21 protein-coding genes and 1 pseudogene are annotated in these 23,197 nt (G+C 74.2%); 14 read left to right on the top strand and 8 right to left on the bottom strand.

Features of this window, described 5'->3' with window-relative positions:
* Window positions 1-334 precede the first annotated feature (334 nt).
* The 3 genes and pseudogenes from ACGFSC_RS35445 to ACGFSC_RS35435 all read right to left on the bottom strand — a co-directional run.
* Window positions 335-487 carry a hypothetical protein gene (locus ACGFSC_RS35445; protein ID WP_359900128.1) on the bottom strand — a complete coding sequence of 51 codons (153 nt, stop codon included), beginning with the start codon at window positions 485-487 and terminating at the stop codon, window positions 335-337.
* A gap of 150 nt (window positions 488-637) precedes the next feature.
* Window positions 638-1,330, bottom strand: coding sequence for a DUF1062 domain-containing protein (locus ACGFSC_RS35440; protein ID WP_359900126.1), 693 nt, complete (start codon window positions 1,328-1,330; stop codon window positions 638-640).
* Window positions 1,331-1,696: 366 nt separating this feature from the next.
* Window positions 1,697-1,965, bottom strand: a pseudogene (locus tag ACGFSC_RS35435) (response regulator transcription factor); the annotation flags it as partial.
* A 419-nt stretch (window positions 1,966-2,384) separates the two neighbouring features.
* On the opposite strand from ACGFSC_RS35435, the gene ACGFSC_RS35430 reads away from it, so the two are divergent.
* The 5 genes from ACGFSC_RS35430 to ACGFSC_RS35410 all read left to right on the top strand — a co-directional run bounded on the left by ACGFSC_RS35430 (window position 2,385) and on the right by ACGFSC_RS35410 (window position 5,643).
* Window positions 2,385-2,924 carry a sigma-70 family RNA polymerase sigma factor gene (locus ACGFSC_RS35430; RefSeq protein WP_359900125.1) on the top strand — a complete coding sequence of 180 codons (540 nt, stop codon included), beginning with the start codon at window positions 2,385-2,387 and terminating at the stop codon, window positions 2,922-2,924.
* A gap of 20 nt (window positions 2,925-2,944) precedes the next feature.
* Window positions 2,945-3,301, top strand: a complete 357-nt coding sequence (locus ACGFSC_RS35425) for a hypothetical protein (RefSeq protein WP_359900123.1) — start codon at window positions 2,945-2,947, stop codon at window positions 3,299-3,301.
* Window positions 3,302-3,492: 191 nt separating this feature from the next.
* Window positions 3,493-4,215: a helix-turn-helix domain-containing protein gene (locus ACGFSC_RS35420; RefSeq protein WP_359900121.1), complete on the top strand. Its 723-nt coding sequence runs from the start codon at window positions 3,493-3,495 to the stop codon at window positions 4,213-4,215.
* Window positions 4,212-4,949 carry an SRPBCC domain-containing protein gene (locus ACGFSC_RS35415; RefSeq protein ID WP_359900119.1) on the top strand — a complete coding sequence of 246 codons (738 nt, stop codon included), beginning with the start codon at window positions 4,212-4,214 and terminating at the stop codon, window positions 4,947-4,949. The genes ACGFSC_RS35420 and ACGFSC_RS35415 overlap by 4 nt, the downstream gene beginning before the upstream one ends.
* 121 nt (window positions 4,950-5,070) lie before the next feature.
* Entirely contained in the window at window positions 5,071-5,643 is a 573-nt protein-coding gene (locus ACGFSC_RS35410; protein WP_359900117.1) for a dihydrofolate reductase family protein, read from the top strand.
* A gap of 126 nt (window positions 5,644-5,769) precedes the next feature.
* Here the strand turns inward: ACGFSC_RS35410 and ACGFSC_RS35405 are convergent, their stop codons facing one another.
* Window positions 5,770-6,609 (bottom strand): class I SAM-dependent methyltransferase, encoded by an 840-nt coding sequence (locus ACGFSC_RS35405; protein ID WP_359900116.1) that lies wholly within the window; start codon window positions 6,607-6,609, stop codon window positions 5,770-5,772.
* Between the two features lie 192 nt (window positions 6,610-6,801).
* Here ACGFSC_RS35405 and ACGFSC_RS35400 point away from each other — a divergent pair, with 192 nt between their 5' ends.
* The gene (locus ACGFSC_RS35400; protein WP_359900114.1) at window positions 6,802-7,392 is read left to right on the top strand and encodes a DinB family protein; all 591 of its coding nucleotides are present in this window, start codon (window positions 6,802-6,804) and stop codon (window positions 7,390-7,392) included.
* 80 nt (window positions 7,393-7,472) lie between these two features.
* Here the strand turns inward: ACGFSC_RS35400 and ACGFSC_RS35395 are convergent, their stop codons facing one another.
* Window positions 7,473-8,033 carry an AAA family ATPase gene (locus tag ACGFSC_RS35395; RefSeq protein ID WP_359900112.1) on the bottom strand — a complete coding sequence of 187 codons (561 nt, stop codon included), beginning with the start codon at window positions 8,031-8,033 and terminating at the stop codon, window positions 7,473-7,475.
* A gap of 58 nt (window positions 8,034-8,091) precedes the next feature.
* Between ACGFSC_RS35395 and ACGFSC_RS35390 the strand changes: the two genes are divergently transcribed.
* From ACGFSC_RS35390 to ACGFSC_RS35375, 4 genes are all read left to right on the top strand, one after another.
* Window positions 8,092-9,069, top strand: coding sequence for a hypothetical protein (locus tag ACGFSC_RS35390; RefSeq protein WP_359900110.1), 978 nt, complete (start codon window positions 8,092-8,094; stop codon window positions 9,067-9,069).
* Window positions 9,070-9,264: 195 nt separating this feature from the next.
* Window positions 9,265-10,416 (top strand): SUKH-4 family immunity protein, encoded by a 1,152-nt coding sequence (locus ACGFSC_RS35385; protein ID WP_359900108.1) that lies wholly within the window; start codon window positions 9,265-9,267, stop codon window positions 10,414-10,416.
* Between the two features lie 251 nt (window positions 10,417-10,667).
* On the top strand, window positions 10,668-11,759 hold the full coding sequence (locus ACGFSC_RS35380) for a DUF2332 domain-containing protein (RefSeq protein WP_359900106.1): 1,092 nt from the start codon (window positions 10,668-10,670) through the stop codon (window positions 11,757-11,759).
* A gap of 236 nt (window positions 11,760-11,995) precedes the next feature.
* Window positions 11,996-12,754 (top strand): MerR family transcriptional regulator, encoded by a 759-nt coding sequence (locus tag ACGFSC_RS35375; protein ID WP_359900104.1) that lies wholly within the window; start codon window positions 11,996-11,998, stop codon window positions 12,752-12,754.
* A 118-nt stretch (window positions 12,755-12,872) separates the two neighbouring features.
* Here the strand turns inward: ACGFSC_RS35375 and ACGFSC_RS35370 are convergent, their stop codons facing one another.
* Together ACGFSC_RS35370 and ACGFSC_RS35365 are read right to left on the bottom strand one after the other, a co-directional pair.
* On the bottom strand, window positions 12,873-15,266 hold the full coding sequence (locus ACGFSC_RS35370; protein WP_359900102.1) for an FtsX-like permease family protein: 2,394 nt from the start codon (window positions 15,264-15,266) through the stop codon (window positions 12,873-12,875).
* On the bottom strand, window positions 15,263-15,976 hold the full coding sequence (locus ACGFSC_RS35365) for an ABC transporter ATP-binding protein (RefSeq protein ID WP_359900101.1): 714 nt from the start codon (window positions 15,974-15,976) through the stop codon (window positions 15,263-15,265). The genes ACGFSC_RS35370 and ACGFSC_RS35365 overlap by 4 nt, the downstream gene beginning before the upstream one ends.
* Window positions 15,977-16,279: 303 nt before the next feature.
* Between ACGFSC_RS35365 and ACGFSC_RS35360 the strand changes: the two genes are divergently transcribed.
* The 4 genes from ACGFSC_RS35360 to ACGFSC_RS35345 all read left to right on the top strand — a co-directional run bounded on the left by ACGFSC_RS35360 (window position 16,280) and on the right by ACGFSC_RS35345 (window position 20,919).
* Window positions 16,280-17,728, top strand: coding sequence for a histidine kinase (locus ACGFSC_RS35360; RefSeq protein ID WP_359900099.1), 1,449 nt, complete (start codon window positions 16,280-16,282; stop codon window positions 17,726-17,728).
* Window positions 17,680-18,327 (top strand): response regulator transcription factor, encoded by a 648-nt coding sequence (locus ACGFSC_RS35355; protein WP_359900097.1) that lies wholly within the window; start codon window positions 17,680-17,682, stop codon window positions 18,325-18,327. Before ACGFSC_RS35360 ends, ACGFSC_RS35355 begins: the two co-directional genes overlap by 49 nt.
* A gap of 349 nt (window positions 18,328-18,676) precedes the next feature.
* On the top strand, window positions 18,677-19,720 hold the full coding sequence (locus ACGFSC_RS35350) for a 2-oxoglutarate and iron-dependent oxygenase domain-containing protein (protein WP_359900096.1): 1,044 nt from the start codon (window positions 18,677-18,679) through the stop codon (window positions 19,718-19,720).
* A gap of 425 nt (window positions 19,721-20,145) precedes the next feature.
* The gene (locus tag ACGFSC_RS35345; protein WP_359900094.1) at window positions 20,146-20,919 is read left to right on the top strand and encodes a MerR family transcriptional regulator; all 774 of its coding nucleotides are present in this window, start codon (window positions 20,146-20,148) and stop codon (window positions 20,917-20,919) included.
* 75 nt (window positions 20,920-20,994) lie between these two features.
* On the opposite strand, the gene ACGFSC_RS35340 is transcribed toward ACGFSC_RS35345, so the two are convergent.
* On the bottom strand, window positions 20,995-23,172 hold the full coding sequence (locus tag ACGFSC_RS35340; RefSeq protein ID WP_359900092.1) for a 3-hydroxyacyl-CoA dehydrogenase NAD-binding domain-containing protein: 2,178 nt from the start codon (window positions 23,170-23,172) through the stop codon (window positions 20,995-20,997).
* Window positions 23,173-23,197 lie beyond the last annotated feature (25 nt).

Below are 23,197 nucleotides of genomic sequence, written 5' to 3'. Positions count from 1 at the left end.
CCCCGGGGGTGCCGTCTCAGCGGCGGTGGCCCCCGGGGGTGATCGGGCCGGTGACCGCGTCCGGTGACCCGGGTACCGCTTCACCCGGGGACGGCTCCAGGGTCCGGCGGACCTTCGCGGTCGGGGTCTCGGTCAGGGGTTTCGGGGTGTGCCCGGCTGGTCGATTCGGCAGCGAGGTCGCGTGCGCAGGCGTCGAGGGCGGCAGCGATCGGTCGGAGCTCGCCGAGCCGGTTGGTGCGTTGCCGGTGGCGGGTCTCGGCGAGCTGTCACCCGGTCGCGATGTCCGCCACCACCCCCTTCCCGGACTGCTCCCCGAGGAGGGCGCCGGAGGCGATCACGGTACGGCCGTCGGGATCGGTGGCCGGCAGCGCAGCACCACCGCGGCCACCGGCTGCGGGTAGTGACGGTAGAAGCACACAGCCTGGTGACCTGCGTCGATGGCGCCGATCCTGCCGTCGGGCCTGGGGACGTTCGGGGTTCCGGCCACGCTCCGACCATCGCCTGCCGCCACCGTTGCGGCGCCCCGGACTGCGTCGTCGGAGGAGGCTGGACCCACCACGCGGGAGCCCGCCGCGCGGCTCACGAACGGCGAGTCCGTGAGCCGCGCGCGGGTACCGCCCCGCACCGAGCCGTCGGCCTACGCCCCGGACACCGCGCGCGACAGACGCAGCGGCGCCTCGACGGCGTCGGCGGCGCCGAGTTCGCGCACCGCCTCCCGCCGCGTCGCCGCGACCGGAGCCGCGAGCCGAGCCAGGGTCGCCGCCGGAGCGTGGACCGTCAGCTCGAAGTCGCGGCGCGCCTTGGCGTCCGGGGCGAGCGGCAGACGGATGCGGCCGTCCGCGACCATCCGGCGGACCCGGCTGCGGCTGAGACCGAGGCCGGACATGAGCAGGCGTTCGACCCGGACCGGGACCGGCAGCTCGAAGCTCACCAGCACCGTCAGCGGGGTCGGATCGTCGATCGCGTGGAGCGGCGTGCGCACCTCCAGCTCCCAGGTGCCGCTCCAGTCCAGGCTGTAGCCGTTCTTGGCGGCGAGCGACGCACTCATCGTCAGTTCCCGCACCACGGCGAGGTCGTTGTTCTCGTACGCCTCCCTGCGGGCGGGTTCCAGCGACGACGTGTGGACGCGCTCGTGGACGGGCACCTTCGAGGTCCGGTCGCAGCCCGCGCAGCTGAGCAGCAGCCAGACGTCGAGGAGCTTGCCGTTGGCGTTGACACGGATCTTGCCCGAGGGCCGGTGCCGCATGCTGGAGCAGTCCGGGCAGCTGCGGACGGCGGTGGGCAGCGCGGACTGGCGCACGGCCCAGCGGGCCTTGCGTTCGGTATGCATGGTGGTCTGTTTCCTGGTTCAGCAGGAACGCGCGCAGGCCGGATCGACTGGATCGGCCGGGGTTCCTGGGATCTGACTAGTGCTCACGAGGGCGCGTGTCATCGCCTCGGGGCGGGTGGCCGCATGGCGGGGCGTCCCGAGGTCGATCGCGCGACAGGTCGTATCTCTCCGTGGCAACTCGCGACGGCGCGTCTCATCGCCTCGGGACATGGCCACATGGCCACATGGCCACATGGCGGCATGACGGCATGACGGCATGTGGCATGGCCGAGCGCCGAGGGCGGTCGATCGCGTGAGCGCGCGTGTCATCGACTCAGCGCGCGGCCGGTGGCTCGGCGCAGAGGTCGATCGCGCAGGGGTGAGTTGCTACGTGGCAGTCGTCAGCACAGGTACATGCCGCACATCGTGATCCGGGCCGCGCTCCCCCGCAACCGGTTTTTTCGGACCACCACCGTCGGACCACCACCGTCGGACCAGCGCCGCCGGCTCCCCGCGCGAGCCGACGCCGAGCTTCGGACAGGCCTTCCAGAGGTGGTGGCCGACCGTTCGCGAACTCAGGAAGAGCCGGGCGGCGATGTCCCGGTTGGACATCCCCGGGCGGCGAGGCGGACGATCTGCGTCCCCTGAGGCGTCAGGCCGGCGCAGTGCTCCGGTGGTGCGCACGGCGGTCGTCACCCGCCAGGTTGGAGCACCGACCTTGACCAGCCGGTTCGCCGCCCCGGACGGTGACAACCGCCGTGACCGGGCGAGGCAGGTGACAACGATCTCGACCACTTGGTGACAACCACCTCGACCGGTCGCAACTCTCCGTGCACCCGGCCGCTCGCGCAGCCCGTACGGGCCGTGGCACGGCCGCCGGCGCCCCGCCGGGAACCCGGACGACTTTCTGCGGCGCGGGCCGAATCCTTTGGAGCGACCCGCGCCTCTTATAAACGTTCCGACAAACGTCGGGTACGGGATCCGGAGGTAGTGATGATCATCGGCATCGGCATCGCCGTCGCCCTGGTGCTGCTCTGCACCTGCATGCTGGCCGTGAAGCGCAAGCGAGCCGGGCGTGGCTGAATCGACCTGGCCCGGCGAGCAGTTGATCGCCGCCGCGCAGGCCGGCGACGTCGACTCGATCGCCGCGCTGGTGTCGGGATCGCACCCCAATGTGCAGCGGTTCGCCCGTTCCCTCTGCGCCACCCCGGAGGACGCGGAGGACGCGGCGCAGGAGGCCCTGATCATCCTGTACCGCAAGATCGGGATGCTGCGGGCCTCCGGCGCCCTGGCGTCCTGGATGTTCCGCATCGTCCGCAACGAGTGCCTCCGGCGCGCACGGACCCGGTTGCGGGACCATGGCGCACCGCTGCGACAGGACGTCTGCGTGGACTCCGCCGAGGAGGCCGCCCTGCGCCGCCTGGAAGCCGGCACGGTGGCGGCCGCGGTCGCCGCCCTGCCCCCCGACCAGCGCCGAGTGCTGATCATGCGGGACGTCCAGGGCCACAGCGGCCGGATGGTCGCCGACGCGCTGGGCCTCAGCACGGCGGCGATGAAGTCCCGTCTGCACCGGGCCCGTTCGGCGGTCCACCGAACGCTGCGGCCCACCATCTGAATCCGCCCGTGGAGGGAACGATGACCGGAACGAAGCCCGGAACGAAGCCCGGAACCGACGCCGGCCCCGGGGGCCCCGACTTCGCGAGCAAGTCCCTGACCGAACACGTCGTGCGCGGCGTGGTGGGCATCGGCTCGCTGATCGGCTCGGTCGCCCTCGTCCCGGCGGTCGGGCCGGTCGGCCTGGCCCTCCTGCCGGTCGGCCTGCTCGCCCTGCGCGGCTGCCCGACGTGCTGGGCGATCGGCTTGGCGCAGACCGTCTCGCGGGGCCGCCTCCAGCGCTCCTGCGAGGACGGCCGGTGCAAGCTGGCCGTCGCCGACCGCCACGACGAGCACGGGGAGGAGGTGCGGTCGGCGTTCACGGGCTCCACCGTCTGAGCGGCTCCCACCGGAGGGCGGCAGCGGGAAGGCGGGGGCCGAGGGGCGGCGGGAGGGCTCGTCCCGCCGAAGTCCGGGCCTCCGCCCCGCGGCCCCGTGTTCCGCCGGTCGGGCGGAGGCACTCGCCCGACCGGATTACCGACAAGCGTTTTTTCCTTGACAAATTTTTTTGTCGGCTGGATGCTGGAACGGTGCTGGAAGTCGCCGTGATCGAAGAACCCGCCGCGGCCGAGGCCTCGCTGGACCCCATGCGGTCACGCCTCCTCGCCGCCCTGACCGAGCCCGGCTCGGCCGCCATGCTGGCCGCCCGGCTGGGGCTGCCCCGGCAGAAGGTCAACTACCACCTGAAGGAACTGGAGCGGCACGGCCTCGTCGAACTCGCCGAGGAGCGTCGCAAGGGCAACGTCACCGAACGGGTGTACCGCGCCACCGCGGCCTCCTACGTGATCTCCCCCAACGTCCTGGCCGCCGTGAGCCCGGACCCCGCCCGCTCCCCCGACCAGCTCTCCGCCCGCTGGCTGCTGGCGCTCGGCTCCCGGCTGGTGCAGGAGGTCGGGTCCCTGCTGACCGGCGCCTCCCGGGCCCGGCGGCGGGTCGCCACCTTCGGCATCGACGCGCAGGTGCGGTTCGCCTCCGCGGCCGACCGGGCCGCCTTCGCCGAGGAGTTGGCCCAGTCCGTGGCCGCCCTCGTCAGCCGCTACCACGACGAGTCCGCCCCCGGGGGCCGCAGCCACCGGGTGGTGGTCGGACTCCACCAGATCCCCTCCGCACAACCCGGGGCGGAGGCGGGGGCGACCGGAGCCGGGGCCGAACCGGCCGGGACCGGACCGGCCGGGACCGGGCCGGAGACCGACGCCGCCGGCAGCGCGGCAGAAGGCGCCGGCACCGCACCGAACCAGGAGAACCCACGATGACCCACCCGTTCGAGATCGAGCTGGAGACCTCCCTCCCGGCGAGCCCGGAACAGGTCTGGGAGGCGATCGCCACCGGACCGGGACTCGACTCCTGGTTCATGGGCCGCAACGAACTGGACCCGCGCGAGGGCGGCACCGCCGTCATGGAGACCGGGGGCCACCGCGCGGAGGCGGTCGTCACCGCCTACGAGCCCGGCAAGCGCCTGGCCACCCGTACGGCCGCCGGCGAGGACGGCCGGTTCATGGCCTTCGAGTACCTGATCGAGGGCCGGGACGGCGGTGCCACCGTGCTCCGCGTCGTCCACAGCGGCCTGCTCGGCGACGACTGGCAGGACGAGTACGACGCGCTGCGCCGCGGCTGGCCCTTCCACCTCCACACGCTGCGCGAGTACCTCACCCACTTCCCCGGGCGCACCGCCGTCCCCGTCTTCGCCGCCGCGCCGTCGGCCGGCCGGCCGGAACCGGAGGTCCGGGCCCTCCTCGCCCACGCCCTGTCGCTTCCGCTCCCGGTCACCGCGGGCACGCGGGTCCACGGCGAACCGGCGGGCCTGCCCCCGCTGGACGGCGAGGTGGCCTGGGCGGACGACGAACGCTTCGAGGTCCGCACCGCCGACGGGCTCTACACCTTCCACCACGGCTCCGGCCTGGTGCTGATGTTCCACCACCTCTTCGGCCCGGCTCCGGACGGGTCCGAGGCCGCCTGGCAGCAGTGGCTGTCCGGGGTCCTCGGCTGACCTGCTCCTTCCTGCCGTTCGGACCTCCCCGACCGGCCCGTCGATCCGACAGCCCCGACCGGCCTGACCGGCCTGACCGGCCCGACCGCTCCAGATCCGCACGAGAACCGAGGAACCACCCATGCGCACCCTGATCAGCACCGCTTTCATCTCGCTCGACGGCGTCGTCGAGGGCCCCGGCGGCGAGCCCGGCTACCGCAACTCCGGCTGGACCTTCAAGGACATCGAGTTCCTCCCCGAGGCGTTCGAGATCAAGGGGCGGGAGCAGGAGGAGGCCACCGCGATGCTGCTCGGCCGGGTCAGCTACCAGGCGTTCAGCCCGGTGTGGCCGGACATGCCGGAGTTCGCCCGCTACAAGACGCTGCCGAAGTACGTCGTCTCCACCACCCTCACCGAGGACGACCTGGTGCCGAACTGGGGCGGGACCACCATCCTGCGCTCGCTCGACGAGGTCGCCGCGCTGAAGGAGACCGAGGGCGGCCCGATCATCGTCCACGGCAGCGCCGCCCTGAACCGCGCCCTCTCGGACGCCGGTCTGATCGACCGCTACCACCTGCTCGTCTTCCCGCTGCTGCTCGGCGCCGGCAAGCGCCTGTTCAGCACGACGGACAAGGACACCCAGAAGCTGAAGCTGGTCGAGCACGAGGTGTACGGGAACGGCCTGCAGAAGCAGGTCTTCGACGTCGTCCGCTGACCGCTCCCCGGCTGCTCCGCTCCCCTGCGTCGGCGGCGAGAGCGTCGACGGGGTCGGGGCGGGGGCGGCCCTCCTGTCCGGTGTCCCGTGTCCTGTGTCCTGTGTCCTGTGTCCCGTCCCGGACCGTCAACGCTCCTCTGCGGTGCGCCAGATGAACACCTCGCTGCTCGGCTGCCGCTCCGAGAAGAGCCCCGGCGGCGAGGTCCGGGCGAGGAGGCCGCGGAGGTCCGACTCGAAGGCCGGGCGGCGCTCCGCGAAGAGGTGCGGGGCCGAGGAGGAGAGCGCGAAGACGCCCGCGACCGCCTCGTCGGCCGTGCGCTCCAGCGGTCGCCCGCCCGGGACGACGATCCGCTGCGGGCCGGTGAAGCCCGCCCGGCCGAGGACGGCGGCCTCGTCGCCCGGCGTGCCGTGCGGCAGCAGTCCCTGCCCGGCGCGGCGGACCGGGCCGAGGTAGTGCCGGACCAGCTCGCCGATCGCGGCGTACGGGACCGGCGGGTGCGGCAGCCCCTCGGTGGGCCGCGGTTCGCCCTTCAGGTCCGAGACGTGCGCCAGGGCGCCGCCGGGCCGCAGCACGCGCCGTACGGTCGCCGCCACCAGGTCGCGGTCCATCCAGTGGAAGGACTGGCCGAAGGTCGCCAGTGTGAAGGTGCCGAGGCCCGACGGCAGTTCCTCGGCCCGGGCCCGCACCCAGGTGGCCTTGGGTTCCGCGGCGCCGGCCCGGCGCGCCTCGGCGATCATCCCGGCGTCCGGGTCCACTCCGACGACCTCGCCGAACAGGTGCGCCAGGCCCAGCGCCAGCGTGCCCGGCCCGCACCCCACGTCGAGCAGCCGCCCCCGCCCGTCGAGCCCCAGCGCCTCGGCCAGCGCCTCCGCCAGTCCGGGGGCGTACGGGAGCCTGCCGCGGGTGTAGTGGGCGGCCGTTCCGGCGAACAGCGTCTCGTCCCAGGACCAGGGGTCGTCCGTCATGGCTGCTCCTCCAGGGGTCCGGCCGGGGGCGGCCGGGAAATCCGGCCGGGGCGGCCGGGGGTAGCCGGGGGTTCGACCAGGGATCCGGTCTCGGGCGAACGGAGTTGATCCTGACACGAGTTGACTCCTGGCCAGAAGTTCGCGGGGCGGGAAATCGATGGACAGGCATTCCGTGATCAGCAGACTGATCCCATGACCGTGACAGATGACAAGACCGACCTTCGGATCTACATCCAGGACGCCCGCGACGCCCTGCTCTGGAAGCTCGAAGGCCTCTCCGAGTACGACCTGCGCCGCCCGCTCACCCCCACCGGAACCAACCTGCTGGGCCTGGTCAAGCACGTCACCGGCGCCGAGGCCCTGTACTTCGGCGACACCTTCGGCCGCCCCTTCCCCGAACCGGCCCCCGTGTGGATCACCGGCGGGACCGAGCCGAACGGCGACCTGTGGGCGCGGGCGGACGAGAGCACCGAGGAGATCACCGGGCGCTACCGGCGGGTCTGGGCACACTCCGACGCCACCATCGAGGCCCTGCCGCTGGACGCCGTCGGCAAGGTCCCGTTCGGCGCCGGACACGAACAGACCCTGCACCGGGTACTCGTCCACATGATCGCCGAGACCCACCGCCACGTCGGACACGCCGACCTGGTCCGCGAACTCGTGGACGGCGCCACCGGCCAGCGCTCCGACGGCGCCAACACCGCCCCCGGCGACGCCGACTGGTGGCGGGCCCACCACGACCGCGTGGAGCAGGCGGCCCGGCAGGCCGGCGGCCTGGCCTGAGCCGGAGGGGTTGGAGAGCTGGAGGGGACGGAAAGTCGGAGGGACCGAGGGGACCGGAGGGCCGGAGGGGGCCGGGGCCGTCAGCTCTCGTGCGGGGCCGCGTCCGCGCCGACGTGCCGCACCACGGCCGCCGCCCGGTCGGCGAGGGGCCCCGGGGCGATCGGGACGCACACGTACCCGAACCCGGCATAGGCCTCCCGGTGGATCCGCTCGAACCGCAGCGACTCCTCGTACGAGATGCGCCGGGCCTCGGACGGGGCGACGAAGCCCGGGCTCTCCACGAAGAACACCCGCCGCTCGTACACCCCCGCCTCCCGGATGCGGTCGAGCTCCCGGGTGAGGGCCCGGGTCACCGGATGGCCGAGGTACACCGCCAGGGCGTACGTGCACACCGGCGAGCGGTCGAAGAACCGCACCTCCCCCGGCCGGCCGACGGCCTCCTCCTGCCGCCGCCGCTGCAGGTCGACCACCGCGTCCACGAACGACGGGTCCGTCCACGGCTCCGGCTCGCCCTGGGCCTGCCGCAGCGCGATGACGTCCGTCGCGGCCTCCTCGACCACCGGATGGCCCGCCCACTCCAGCCACCGCAGGATCGCCGTCTTCCCGGCCCCCGGGGTGCCGGTCAGCAGGTAGCGCTTCATCCCCGCACTCTACGGGCCGGGTGGAGCGGCAGCGAAGCGGCTCCCTAGGGTGTCGGGCATGGGGACCTCCGGCGTGACGGGTACGGAGCAGGGCGCGAGGGTGACCGTCCGGTGCGCGGACTGCGGCGGCGACGCGGTCCGGAGCTTCGGACAGTTCCTCCTGCACGGACGGGAGTTGTGGTGGGACGCCGAGCGTTTCTGCCCGCAGTGCGGCGCCGCCTGCTGCGAGGACGCGGGCCCGGAGGCCGCACCCCAGGACGTCCGCGAGACGCTGCTGACCACCCACGGACCGGCCCGGCTCCGGCTCACCGGGCCGCTCACCGACCCGGTGGCCGCACTGCGGACGCTCCGCGAAGGAGCGGACACCACACTCCGGCAGGCGCGGGAACTCCTCGACGAGCTGCGGGACTTCGGCCTCAACGGGACAGCCGTCGAAATGGCGTACTGGCGGGCCCGGCTGGCCGGGCGCGGAATCGAGGCGGAGATGGCGGACGGCTTCGGGAGGGCGTACCGGTACGTGGGGCCGCCGGAGTTGTGGGCGGCGGGTGACGGCACCGGCGGTGGCGGTGGCGGTGGCGGTGGCGGTCAACTGGTGCGGACGGAAGGCGAGTTCGCCGCCTGGGTGGAGGGGCGGTCGGCGGAGGAACTCGCGGAACCGTTCACCTTCGTGGTCGACCTCGGCGGCGCGCTGCGGCTCGCTCCGCGCCGCAGCGAGCATGTGGACTGTGCGGGCGGGAAGTTGGTGCTGAGCGCCGGGGAGATCGGGTTCCGGCGGTCACCGGACGGATGGGAGGTCGAGACGGTCAGCAACCACTCCACCGGCTACTGCCCCGACACCACGTCCTGGCCCGCCGTCGCCGCCGCCCTCGCCCGCCTCCGACTGCCGCACCCCGACGCCTTCACCCACGCGGTGGTCTTCCGCCGCTGCCCCCGGTGCGCCCGCTGCAACCTCGTCCGCGAGGAGCACTACGCCTGCGTCTTCTGCGACGCGGACCTGCCCGAGCACTGGAACGTCGACCGGGCCGCGCTGCCGTGAGCCGCCCGGGCGCGCTCCCCTCCGCCCCCGCACGGCGAGCGCCCCGGGCGACCAACCCGAACCACCCCGCCCCCGGCCGGCCGCTCACACCGACCCGCCGCCGCACCCCTCCCCCGCTCGGGAGTCCTCGGTGTTGTCGGGCCGGGCCGCTAGGGTCTGTGGGTCACGGGGCAGGCAGGGAAAGGGTTGGGGCACGTGGGATTTGTGCGGGCGGCGGAGCTGCCGGGTGAGGTGGTGCACGAGGGGAGTCGGGAGTTCCTGGTGCGGGAGGGGCTTCCGGCGACCGGGGCGTTCCTGGACTTCGAGGCGCTCGGGGACGGGGAGCTGACGGCGTTCCCGGCGGAGGCCGAGCGGCTGTTCGTCCTCGGGGAGACGGAGTACTGCACGCCGTTCGCCGCCGGCGGGAGCCTGGTGCTGCTGGACGGGGTGACCGGCGAGGTGTTCCTGGACAACGGTGGCCCGCGGCGCGACCTGCTGGCCTCCGGCGTGGCCGCGCTGGCGGGCCTGGTGCGCGAGGTGGACGCGGTGGCCGAGGGGGCCCGGCGGCCGGAGGCGCTGGACGGGCGGCGCGGGCCCACCGTGGTGGCCGAGGTGCTGGCGGGGGCCGAGCGGCGGATGCGGGAGATCGATCCCGGGCTGTTCGACGACGGGTCCGCGCCGCCCCCGCACTGGGGCACCGCGCTGCTGGTGGGGGCGTTGGGCTGGGGCGCGCTGCCGGGCGGGCCGGGCGGGCCCGCGTACGAGACGGCCCCGGAGCTGGTGGCGGAGCTGGCGGCGCTGACGGACCAGGACGGCGGCCCCGGCCGGGTGCACCGGTTCCGGCCCGAGGAACTGCCCGCAGCTCTCGTGCACGAGCCGACCCGGCGGCTGCTGACCGAGGTCGGCCTGCCGCTGGGCGGGGCGATGTTCGGGGTGTGCGAGGAACCGCTGGTCACCATGGGCGAGGCGTACCCGGAGTACTTCGACGGCGAGGAGGAACGGCCGTACCAGCGGGACTTCCTCGCCCTCGGGGACTGGCCGACCGACCTCACGATCGCCCTGGACGGCGCCACCGGCCGGCTGGAGCTGCCGGACTGGTACGACGACGGCCACCCCGAGGCCTACCTGAACCGCGACCTGTCCGCCCTGCTCTACGCCCTCTGGACCTACGAGCGGCTGCGCGCCGAGTGGGACCGCTGGGACTACGGCCGGGCCCGGGACACCTGGGCGGTGTTCGATCCGCAGGCGCTGCTGAGCGCGGTGGTGGACCGACTGGTGGAGACCGTCGACCCGGAGGCGTTCGCCTCGCCCGGCTGCTCCTGGCGACTGCTCGCCGAGGACGGGCACATGGGCGGCCTGCTCGGCTGAGCGCTTCGCCCGGACGGGCTCCGGTGACGGGCGGTGGCCGGGGCGCCCGGGGACGCGCTGGCGCACCGGCCCGCCGGTCGACGCGCTGCGGGCGGCGGGAGGGGTGGCGGGCGGCGGGAGGGGTGGCGGACCGGTCGACGCGCTGCGGGAGGGGTGGCGGGCCGGTCGACACGCTGCGGGAGGGGTGACCGGCCGGGCGTAGGCTGAGCCGATTCGATCACTTGAGAAGGCGTCGAAGGGAGCTGCGAGGGATGCGCAGCGATACGGGGGAGCTCTACCGCGCGTTCGCGGAGAGGGAGGCGCACGGCAACTCGCCGATCTACCAGGAGCTGGCCGAACGCGTCGCCGAGGACCGGCAGTTGTGTGCGCTGCTGGACGGGCTGCCCATCGCGAAGCGGCAGCCGAACCTGTTGTTCGGCGCGGTCCGGCACCTGGGCGGGCCGGTGACGGAGGGCTGGCCGGCCTTCCACGGCTGGGTGGCGGAGCACTGGGCCGGGGTCTCGGCGACGATGCTGGAGCGGCGGACGCAGACCAACGAGGCGGGCCGCTGCGCCACCCTGCTGCCGCTGCTGGCCGCGCTGCCGCAGCCGCTCGCCCTGATCGAGGTCGGCGCCTCGGCCGGACTCTGCCTGTACCCGGACCGGTATCGGTACCGGTACGTGGCCGGAGACGGGCGCAGGAGTGGGGGCGGGAGCGGGAACCGGAGCGGGAGCGGGAGCGGCAGCGGCAGCGGCAGCGGCAGCCGGGCCGGTACCCCGGTCGCCGAGTTCGGCGCCGAGGCGAGCCCGGTGACGCTGGACTGCGCGGTGAGCGGTCCGGTACCGCTCCCCGGATCCCTGTGGGAGCGGCTGCCCGAGGTGGTGTGGCGGGCCGGGATCGACCTCAATCCGCTGGATGTGCGGGCCGAGGAGGACGTGCGCTGGCTGGAGTCGCTGGTCTGGCCCGAGCAGACCCACCGGCTGGACCGGCTGCGCGGCGCCGTCCGGGTCGCCCGGACCGAACCGCCGCTGCTGGTGCGCGGCGATCTCAACGCGACGGTGGGTGAGTTGGTGGCTCGGGCCCCGGCGGGGTCGACGCCGGTGGTGTTCCACAGCGCGGTGCTCGCGTACCTGTCGCCGGAGGAGCGGGAGGAGTTCGCGGCGACGATGCGCGAGCTGCCCGGGCACTGGATCTCCAACGAGGCGGTTTCCGTGCTGCCGACCGTCGCCCGACGCCTCCCCCGCCCGGCCCCGGCCGGCTCCGGACTGTTCGCGCTCGCGCTGGACGAGCGGCCGGTGGCCTTCACCGGGCCGCACGGGCAGTCCCTGGACTGGTTCGGCGAGGCGTGGCCCGGCGAGGCATAGAGGCAGACGAGGCAGAGAGGCACAGGCGGCGCACGGCGGTGTGCGGCGGTGTACGGCGGTGTGCGGCGGTATGCGGCGGTGTGCAGCGGTGTGCGGCGGTGTGCGGCAGCGGGCAAACCGGCGGGAGTCTCGGGCTTGAAGCTGCCGCAGCGGCAGCTTCTACCGTCGTGACCAGGGCCGGAGAACCGGCCCCGGTCCACGCGAACGTGGGGACGTGGAGAACGAGGGAGGCGGCCATGGCCTGGCCCATCGCCGATGTGGCCCGGATGTCCGGCGTGACCGCCAGGACGCTGCGGCACTACGACGAGATCGGACTGCTGCCTCCGGCCTGGATCGGCTCCAACGGCCACCGCTACTACGAGGAACGGCAGTTGCTCCAGCTGCAACAGATCCTGGTACTGCGGGCACTGGGCGTGGGGCTGACCGAGATCGCCCGGATCCTGGGCGATCAGGTGGACGAGCTGGAGGCCCTGCGGGGCCACCGCCGCCGGCTGGTCGCCGAGCGCGACCGGCTCGACGCCCTGGCCACCACTGTTTCCCGCACGATCGCCGACCTGGAACGCTCCCGGAAGGACGGCACGCCCATGACCATCAACCGCCCCGAGAACCTGTTCGAGGGCATCCAGCCCGACGACGTCGACGCGAGCCTGCGCGACTTCCCCGAGCACGCCGAGGCGGCTCGGCGCGCGACCGCCGCGATGTCTCCGGCCGAGATCGAGGCCGGACAGCGCGAGCGGACCGCCCGCATGATCCACCTGGCGGAGCTGCTGGCGGCCGGCCACCCGGCCGACGCCGAGCCCGTGCAGAGCACGATCGACGAGGAGTACCAGCAGCTCCGCACCATCCGTTCGGTTCCGGCCGAGGAGTACCTGGCGATCGCCCGTTCCTGTACCGAGAACGAGCAGTGGAGCGCCGCGTACGAGGCCATCGCCCCGGGCCTGGCCGCGTACCAGCGTGCCGCCATGGAGGCGTACGCGGCGGCGCGGCTGTCCTGAGCCGGGTCGGGCCGGACCGACCCGGCCTGGCCCAACCCGGTCCGGTCCGGGAGCCTTACGGGGGGCTCCCGGACCGGGCCGGACGCCGGGTGGCTCCGCTCCTGGTCCTTTCTCCTTGTCACTCCGTGCGCAGCGCCGTGACCGTCCGGGTGCGGGCCGCCCAGGTGGCCGGGAGGGCGGCGCCGAGCAGGGCCAGCACCAGGCCGCCGAGTATCAGCGGCCCCGCCACCGGCGGGGCGAACACGGCGAGGTCGGCGTCCGGCACCCCGATTCCGGCGGCCCTGGCCATCGCGGGCATCACCTGGTGGTGCACCAGGACACCGATCGGGACTCCGATCAATCCGGCCGCCAGCCCGCTGCCGCAGACCGAGGTGAGCACCATGCCGACCGTCTGCCGGGGCGCCATCCCGAGCGCCTTGAGCACCCCGAGGTCGTGCACCCGTTCCCTGGTGTCCAGCAGCACGGTGTTGAGCACCCCGAGCCCCGCCACCACGGAGAGCAGCAGTGTGAGCACGCCCGCCAGGGTGTTCATCGCCAGCACCACGATGTTGAGGTCCTCCCCGCCGGGTTCGGCGCCCAGGCCCATCGGCTTCACGGCCTGGTCCAGCCCGTCGGCGTAGGACTGCGCGTCGGTGCCCGGGGTGAGGTCGACGTGGAAGGCGAGCGCCTCGGCGTGGATCGCGCCACCGAGCGGCGCCAGCGTGGCCCGGTCCGTGAACACCACGTCGTGGGTGGTCATGACCTCGCCGGTGATCTTCGCCGGGGTGCTGCGGCCGTGGTCGGTGAGTGTGACGGTGTCACCGACCTTCGCCTCGTTGGCCCGCAGGTAGGCGGCGGCCACCACCACCTCGCCGGGGCCGTGGAACCAGCGGCCGGAGACCAGTTGGAAGCCGCTCCAGGAGGCGTCGCCGCTGAACGCGACCACCTCGGAGCGCCCGGTGTTCCCGGCCAGGGCGACCGGGGCCGGGGCGGTGCTGTACCAGGCGCGGGTGCCCGGCCGGGACTCGACGGCCTCGGCCACGGCCGCCTCGTCCACGTGGTCGACGGGCTGCGCGGCGCCCTCGATCGGGACCTGGACCACCACCTTGCCCGCGCGGTCGGCCGCCAGGCCCTCCTGGATGGAGCTCAGTGAGAGCGTCAGACCGACGCAGAGGGTGACCCCGACCGTGCCGAGCACCACGGCGGCACCGGTGGTCGCCGAGCGGCCCGGCCGGTTGAGCGGGGAGGCCAGCCCGAGGCTGAACGCACGTGGTACCGGCAGCCGGCCGATCAGGTCCTGCGCCCGGGACAGCGGACCCGCCGCCCCCGCCCCGCCGGCCGTGCGGCGGGCGGCCGCCCGCTTGGCGCCGGGAGCCGTCCGGCCGACCGCGAGTGCCTCCACCGTCCGCAACCGCCCGGCCCGCAGGGCCGGTACCACCGCGGTGCCCGCCACGGCCGCAAGCGCCGCCGCCGCGACCACGGCGTCCACCCAGACCGGGATGCCGAGCAGCCCGCCGCGCAGGGCCTTGTGGGCCAGCCCGAGGACCGGTACGGAGAGCAGGTTTCCGAGGAGCACGCCGAGCGCCGTGCCGAGCCCGGCGGGGATCAGCGCCTGGCCGACGTAGGCGCGTGCCACCTGGGCGGGCGTGAAGCCCAGGGACTTGAGGATGCCGATCCGCCGGGTGGCGGCACTGACGGCGCCGCTGACCACGACACCGATGATCAGCACCGACATGGCCAGCCCGAGCACCCCGAAGGCCGTGACGAACGGGACGAAGGTCGAGGCCGTCCGGTTCGCCTCCTCCCGGGCGGGCCGGTATGAGGTGACCGCGGCCAGCGCGTCACCGGGGACGGTGGCGGCCAGCGCGGCGCGGTCCGCGGCCACCTCGGCGTCGTCGTCGGCGTGGGCGAAGCGGTAGAGGTACTGGACCGCGGGCGCCGTGCCGGGCGCCGCCAGCCCGGCCACCTGCTCCGGGGCGACCCAGCCGTCCGCGCTCCAGGAGACCGAGGCCGCCAGGCCGACGACCTTGAGCGTCGGGTGCCCCGGCCGGTCCGGGAACTCCATGCTGTCGCCGACCGCCAGCGGGGAGCGCCCGTCCAGGAACACCACCTCACCGGGGCCCGCGATCCAGCGGCCTTTGGTGATCCGCAGGCCGTCCAGTGGGCCGTCCTGGGCACGGCCGACCAGCGTCATCGGCGGCAGCGGGCTCCCGGCCGGCGGGATCCGGGTGTCGGGGCCGGAGCGCGGCTGGACGGTCACCGCCTGGTAGGGGCCGGCCGTGGCCGTCACGCCGGGCGCGTGGGCCGTCGCGGCGAGCTGGGCGGGGCTCGCTCTCTCCCCGTCGTACAGCACGCCGAGGTGGGCGCCGCGCTGGTCCGCGAAGGAGCGCTGGTAGGGGCCCTGGGCGGCGACCAGCAGCCCGAGCGCGAGGATGCACGCCGTCACGGACACCATCGTGGTGAGCACCATCACCAGTGTCTGCACCCGCCGGCGGCCGACCCCGGCGCGCACCACCTTGCCGAGCGCGCTCATCGGCCACCGCCCGGCGCCGGCGCGGCCGCCGTGTCCCGCACCAGCCGGCCGTCGAGCAGTTCGATCGTCCGGTCGGCACAGGCGTCGGCGAGCGCGGTGTCGTGCGTGACCAGCAGGATCGTCTGGCCCTCCGCGTTGAGCCCGCGCAGCAGGTCGCGGACGTCGGCGGCCGAGGCGGTGTCCAGCGCTCCGGTGGGCTCGTCGGCCAGCAGCAGCGGCGGACGGTTCATCAGCGCCCGGGCCACCGCGACCCGCTGGCGCTCGCCGCCGGAGAGCCGGCCGGGGAAGGCCTTGGCGTGCCGGGCCACTCCCAGCCGCTCCAGCAGTTCCCCGGCCCGGGCCCGGGCCGGCTCCCGCCGCATCCCCGCGAGCTGGGCCGGGAGCAGCACGTTGTCCTCCGCGGTCAGGTCGTCCAGCAGGTTGAAGAACTGGAACACCATGCCGATCCGCGCCCGCCGGTACTCGGCCAGCGCGGCCTCGCCGAGCCGGTGCACGGCGACGCCGTCCACCTCCACCTCGCCCTCGCTCGGGCGGTCGAGGCCGGCGACCAGGTTCAGCAGGGTGGACTTGCCGCTGCCCGATCGGCCGAGCACGGCCAGCGCCTCGCCGGCCCGGACCTCCAGGTCGAGCCCGGCCAGGGCGGGACGGGCGGCGTCGGATCGGTCGTACGTCTTGCTGACGCCGCGGATCCGGATGATCGGCGCGTTCACGGGCCCTCCACTGTTCGGGGTCCGGCCCCGGGAACCCCGGGCCGGCTGACGGGACATGACGCTACGAATCCGCGGCGGGGTGCCGACAGCCGTCTGGACGGCCTCTGCGGGGTGTATCCAGATACACCCCGAACTGGGTGTTCAGGCCTAGAGCGCCGGGCGACCCGGACGGGCAGACTGACCCGTCGAAAGATCGGAACCGGGGTCCGCGGGGCTTCGGGGCGACGGCTTCGGGTCCGCCGCTCCGGGCCCGCGGCTCCGAGGTCCCCGGACGGGGGCCGCGGAAGGGAGAGGGGGCGCGTCATGAACGCGGGAGTGCTGGAAGAACTGGCCCTGAGGGTCGGCCGGGCGTGCGCGGACGGAGTGCGGGCCTGGTACGCGGCGACGCTGGCCGTGACGGGCTTCCTCGCGCTGCTGGCGGGGCCGGTCCTGCTGGCCTCCGCGCTGTTCGGACCGGACGATCCCCTGGACCTCCACCCGGGCGGACCGCTGATCCTGCTGGTGCCGATGGGGCCGGTCGCCCTCTGGGCGCTCTGCTGGGCCACCGGGGGCGGCGGCCGGGCGGTCGGCGCCGCGCTGTTCGCCCCGGGGACGATAGCGCTGATGGCGACGCACCTCTACGGGGGTGCCGCGCCCGGCGGCCGGTCCGGCTCGCTCTGGCTGGCGCCCTCGCTGCTGGTGCTCGGGCTGTTCGGGGCCCGCTGGGTCGCGACCGAGAGCAGGCGGACGGTCGGGAAGTGGAGCGGGCGGCCGATCCCGGTGCCGTACCGTCGGCCGGTCGGGGCCGGGCCCTGGCGACGGCTGCGCACCGGCGGCTGGCTCACCGACCCGGCGACCTGGCGGGACATCGCCTGGACCCTGCTCACCGGCGCCGCCGTGCTGCTCACCGCCGCGATCGTCCTGCTGACCCCGGTCGCCCTGGAGGTCTTCGGCCGGAACGGCCGGTTCTTCGCCCTGGGCGTCGTCTACGGGATGGGTCTGACCGTCGCCCCGTTGGCCGTGCTGTGGGCCGCCCCACCGGTCCTGCGCTTCCACGAGAAGGCCGCCCGGGCCCTGCTCGGGCCCTCCCGGCGGGCCGAGCTCGCCCGCCGGGTCAGCCACCTCGCGCGGACCAGGGCGGACACCATCGACGCCGGCGCGGCCGAGCTGCGCCGGATCGAACGGGACCTGCACGACGGGGCGCAGGCCCGGCTGGTGGCCCTGGGCATGCTGCTGACCGTGGCCGAGCAGCTGAAGGACGATCCGGACGCCCTCGGGCCGCTGCTGGCCGAGGCCCGGCTGTCCTCGGTGAAGGCGCTGGGCGAACTGCGGGACCTGGTCCGCGGCATCCACCCCCCGGTGCTCGCCGACCGCGGCCTGGCCGACGCGGTTCGGGCGACGGCGCTGGACATGCCGCTGCCGGTCGGCTTCAGCGGCGACCTGCCCGGCCGGGCATCCGCCCCGGTGGAGTCGGCGGCCTACTTCGCGGTGACGGAGCTGCTGGCCAACGTGGTCAAGCATGCCGGGGCCTCGCAGGTGTGGATCGAGATAGGGCACAGTGACGGACTGTTGCGGATATCGGTCACCGACGACGGGCGCGGCGGCGCCGACCCGTCCCGGGGAACCGGCCTCAGCGGAACCGAACGCCGACTGGCCGCCTTCGACGGGGTGCTCGCGATCAGCAGCCCGTCCGGCGGGCCGACCATTGTGAACCTGGAGATCCCGTGCGCGTTGTCATCGCCGAAGACCTCTTCCTCCTCCGGGACGGCCTGACCCGGCTGCTGGAGGCCAACGGCATGAAGGTCACCGCGGCGGTGGAGGACGGAGAGCAGCTGCTCTCCGCGGTGGCCGCGGACCGCCCCGACATCGCCGTGGTCGACGTCCGCTTGCCGCCGGGCTTCACGGACGAGGGCCTGCGGGCCGCACTCGCGGCCCGCCGGGCCCACCCGGGCCTGCCCGTCCTGGTGCTGTCGCAGTTCGTGGAGCAGCTCTACGCGCGCGAGCTGCTCGCCGGCAGCACCGGCGGGATCGGCTACCTGCTCAAGGACCGGGTGATGGACGGCACCCAGTTCATCGACGCCGTCCGGCGGGTCGCCCAGGGCGGCACCGTCATGGATCCGGAGGTGATCACCCGACTGCTCACCCACAACTCCTCGGCCGGCCCGGTCTCCACCCTCTCGCCGCGCGAGCGGCAGGTGCTGGCGCTGATGGCGGAGGGCCGGTCCAACGCGGCGATCGCCCAGCAGCTGGTGATCACCGAGCGGGCGGTCGCCAAGCACACCGCGTCGATCTTCGTCCGGCTCGACCTCCAGCCCTCCGATGACGACAACCGTCGGGTCCTGGCCGTCCTGGCCTACCTCAACAACTCCTGAAAGGAGCCGCCATCGCCCGCGCTCCGGCATCGACCCCGCACAACTTGATAGATCACCGACAAGTGGTGAGTGGCCCTCCGCCGCACGGGGCTCGCCTGCTGCAGAACGGGTCAATTAGGCTGGTGAGGTGCTCATCCTTGTTCGCCGCCGCCACGTGGACCTGCTCCGCGTGACGACCATGTCCTGTCGACGCTCCGGCTGAACCTCGCGCCACCCACCCTCACCGGCGGCCCCTGCCCGGCCGCCACCACCTCCCGGCTCCCCGAGCACCCGCCGCACCAGGCGCTGCTCCCGCCGTCCCCGGTCGACCACCGGGACCAGCCGGGACGAGACCCAGCGGATGTCACACATGACGCAGCAGTACACGCCCATATCCGAGACCGGCACCGACTCCGCCCCGGCGGACGCCCTCCCGGTGATCGACCTGTCGCTCGCCGACGGCAGCCCGGAGGACCGTCGCCGCCTGCACGACGAGCTCCGCGACGCGGCCACCGGCGTCGGCTTCTTCCAGCTCGTCGGCCACGGTGTCACCCCGGACGAGACCACCGCACTCGCCCGGGCCATGCGCGCCTTCTTCGCACTCCCCGAGGCCGACCGGCTCGCCGTGAGCAACCTCAACTCCCCCCACTACCGGGGCTACACCCGCACCGGCGACGAGCGCACCGGCGGCAGCCAGGACTGGCGCGACCAGCTGGACATCGGCGCCGAGCTGCCCCCGCACGTCCCCGGCACCGGCGAGCCCCCGTACTGGTGGCTGGAGGGGCCCAACCAGTGGCCCGAGGCGCTCCCCGAGCTGCGCACCGCCGCGCTCGGCTGGATCGACCACCTCGGCGGGGTCGCCCGCCGCCTGCTGCACGAGCTGCTCACCGCGATCGGCGCCCGCCCCGACTTCTACGACGAGGCCTTCGCGGGCCACCCCCACCTGCGCCTCAAGCTGGTCCGCTACCCCGGCAGCGCCCCGGACGGCACCGGTCAGGGCGTCGGCACCCACAAGGACTACGGCTTCATCACCCTGCTGCTGCAGGACACCGTCGGCGGCCTCCAGGTCGAGCGCGCGGACGGCACCTTCCTGGACGTCCCGCCGCTCGACGGCGCCTTCGTCGTCAACCTCGGCGAGCTGCTGGAGGTGGCCACGGACGGCTACCTCAAGGCCACCAGCCACCGCGTGGTCAGCCCGCCCGGCGCCCGCGAGCGCTTCTCGGTGCCGTTCTTCTACAACCCCCGCCTCGACGCCCACATCGAGCCGCTCGACTTCCCGCTCGCCCACCACGCCCCCGGCGCCACCGAGGACCCGGCCAACCCGCTCTTCGCCGACTTCGGCCTCAACGAGTGGAAGGGCTACACCAGGGCCCACCCCGAAGTCACCCGCCGCCACCACGCCGCCCTCGCCTGACCCCCGCGGCGCGGAGCCCGCACCGCACCGATGCTCCCCACCGGCAGCCCTCCGGCCCGGGCGCCCCACGCGGCGTGCCCGGGCCGGAGGGGTCCGTCGGCCCAGCGCTGTGGAGCGGCGGCAGGACCGACACGGTCGACACGACCGACATCACGTAGCGGATCGCCGGCAGCGCCCCGAGGCGGAGACGATCGAGCTCACCGAGGCGCTGGTGGACGTCGGACTGCTCGTCTCCCCCGCGCCCCGCCGCTGCGCCTACCCCCACGACCTGCTCCGCCGCTGCGCCCGCGGCCTCGCCACCGGACGCCGGCCGTCCTCCTGAGCCGGTGCACCGATGGACCCGGGGCGACGGGCACTGTCACACTGCTGCTGTCACAGCAGGAGTGTGCCAGCGCGGGAGGCGGCGGGTGGGGGAGCACGGCGGAGTGGGGGTCGGGTTGCGGCTGACGGTGGACGAGCTGGCGGCGCGGGCCGGAGTGACGGTGCGGACGGTGCGGTTCTACGGGACGAAGGGGCTGCTGCCGCCGCCGGAGCTGGGGCCGCGGCGGGTGGGGCTGTACGGGGCCGCGCACCTGGACCGGCTGGAGCTGATCGAGGAGTTGCAGCGGCAGGGGCTGACGCTGGCGGCGATCGAGCGGTACCTGGCGCGGTTGCCGCAGGACAGCTCACCGCTGGACCTGGCGATCCACCGTGCGCTGGTGGCGTCCTGGACGCCGGAGGCCCCGGAGGAGGCCACCAGGGCTCAGCTGGAGCGGCGGGCCGGGCGGGGGCTGACGGAGGAGCAGGTCGGGCGGCTCGCCGCGATGGGGGCGCTGGAGCGGACGGCGGATCCGGAGGTGTTCCGGGTGGATCCCGGACTGCTGCCGCTGGGCGTGCGGATCCTCGACGTGCCGATCCCGTTGGAGACGCTGCTGGCCGCCCGGTCGGTGGTGGTGGAGCACAGCCGGGCGACGGCCCGGGAGCTGCAGCGGCTGTTCCGCGAGACGGTGTGGAAGCCGTACCGGGAGAGCGAGCCCGCGCCCCAGGAGCTGGCCCGGATGCGGGCGCTGACGGACCACATCCAGCCGATGGTGGCGCAGGCGCTGGTCACGGCCTTCCAGCGGTACCTGCGGGAGGAACTGGGCGAGGAACTGCGCCAGGAGCAAGGGCAGGAGCAGGCCCAGGAACAGGAACAGGCCCAGGAACAGGTACAGGCATAGGGGTACGGGTAGGGGCGGAGGCCCGGTGGGGCCGTGCGGCGCACGGCCCCACCGGGATCCGAGCAGGGCGTCGGGTCAGTCCGTGAAGGTCCGTCCCTCGGCCGCCACCCGCTCCAGCAGCGCCGGGGGCGCGAACCGCTCGCCGTACGCGGCGGCGAGTTCGCGGGCGCGGGCCGCGAAGCCGGCCGGGCCGCCCTCGTAGCCGTTGATGTACTGGAACACGCCGCCCGTCCAGGCCGGGAAGCCGATGCCGAGGATCGAGCCGACGTTGGCGTCGGCGACCGAGGTCAGCACGCCCTCCTCCAGGCAGCGCACCGAGTCCAGCGCCTCGCTGAACAGCATCCGCTCCTTGAGGTCCTCGAAGGGGACGTCCGCCGCCCCTGCGGGGAAGTGCTCCAGCAGCCCCGGCCAGAGCCGCCCGCGCCTGCCGTCCTCGCCGTACTCGTAGAAGCCCGCGCCGCCGCTGCGTCCGGGGCGGCCGAACTCGTCGACCATCCGGTCGACCACCGCGTCCGCCGGGTGCGGCGTCCAGGTGCCGCCGACGGCCTCGACCGAGCGCCGGTACTCGTCCCGGATCTTGCGCGGCAGGGTGAGGGTGAGCTCGTCCATCAGGGAGAGCACCTTGGCGGGGTAGCCGGCCTGGGCGGCGGCCTGCTCGATGCTGGACGGGTGGACGCCCTCGCCGACCATGGCGACGCCCTCGTTGAGGAACTGGCCGATCACCCGCGAGGTGAAGAAGCCGCGCGAGTCGTTGACCACGATCGGGGTCCGGTCGATCTGCCGGACCAGGTCGAAGGCGCGGGCCAGCGCCTCGTCCCCGGTCCGCGGGCCGCGGATGATCTCGACCAGCCGCATCTTGTCGACCGGCGAGAAGAAGTGCAGCCCGATGAAGTCGCCCTGGCGCTCGACGCCTTCGGCGAGCACGCCGATCGGCAGGGTGGAGGTGTTGGAGCAGAGCAGCGCGTCGGCGTCGACCACGCCCTCGATCTCCCGGAACACCTTGTGCTTGAGCTCGGTGTTCTCGAAGACGGCCTCGATCACCGCGTCGCAGCCGGCCAGGTCGGCGGCCTCGGCGGTGGGGGTGATCCGGGCCAGGAGCTCGTCGCGCCCGGCCTCGGTGGAGCGCCCGCGCGCGACGGCCTTGTTCAGCAGCCCCTCGGAGTAGGCCTTTCCGCGTTCGGCGGCCTCGACGCTGACGTCCTTGAGCACGACGTCGATGCCGGCCTTGGCGCAGGCGTAGGCGATGCCCGCGCCCATCATCCCGGCGCCGAGCACCGCGACCTTGCGGACCGGCCGCTTCTCGACGTCCTTCGGGCGTCCGGCGCCGGAGTTGACCGCCTGCATGTCGAAGAACAGCGCCTGGATCATGTTCTTGCTGGTCTGTCCGCAGACCAGCTCGGTGAAGTAGCGGGCCTCGACGGCCATCGCGGTGTCGACGTCCACCTGGGCGCTCTCCACGGCGGCGGCCAGGACGTTGCGCGGGGCCGGGTAGGGCGCGCCGTTCAGCTGCTTGCGCAGGTTGGCCGGGAAGGCGGGGAGGTTGGCGGCGAAGGCCGGGGTGGCCGGGGTGCCGCCGGGGATCCGGTAGCCCTTGACGTCCCAGGGCTGGACGGCGCTCGGGTTGGCCTCGATCCAGGCGCGCGCCCGGGCGGCCAGCTCCTCGGGGGTGTCGACCAGTTCGTGCACCAGTCCGTGCTCCAGCGCCTGCGCCGGACGGTACTGGCGGCCCTGGAGCAGGAACTTCAGCAGGGCGTCGGTGATGCCGAACAGGCGGACCGTACGGACCACGCCGCCGCCGCCCGGCAGCAGGCCGAGGGTCACCTCGGGCAGGCCGATCCGGCCGGCGGGGGTGTTCAGCGCGATCCGGTGGTGGCAGGCGAGGGCGATCTCCAGACCGCCGCCGAGCGCGCTGCCGTTGAGGGCGGCGACGACCGGCTTGCCGAGGGTCTCCAGCGTGCGCAGCGAGCGCTTGATCCGCATCGACTTCTCGAAGACGGCCGCGGCGTCCTCGGGGCGGGCGGCGGAGAGCATCCGCAGGTCTCCCCCGGCGAAGAAGGTCTTCTTGCCGGAGGTGATCACCACGCCGCGCAGCGCGTCCGAGGACGCCAGGGCAGCCAGCCGCGCGACGACGGTCTCGAAGTCGGCGGCGAAGGCCTCGTTCATGGTGTTGACGGACTGGGCGGGGTCGTCGAGGACGAGGGTGACCACGCCGTCCTGGTCCTGCTCCCAGCGGATGGTGGTGGTGTCGCTCATGGGTTCACGGTCTCCAGGTCTACCG

The sequence above is a fragment of the Kitasatospora sp. NPDC048715 genome (assembly GCF_043198905.1).
Taxonomy (GTDB): Bacteria; Actinomycetota; Actinomycetes; order Streptomycetales; family Streptomycetaceae; genus Kitasatospora; species Kitasatospora lactacystinica.
Note: the sequence above shows the minus strand (reverse complement) of the source record. Positions and strands in the feature narration are given on the sequence as shown.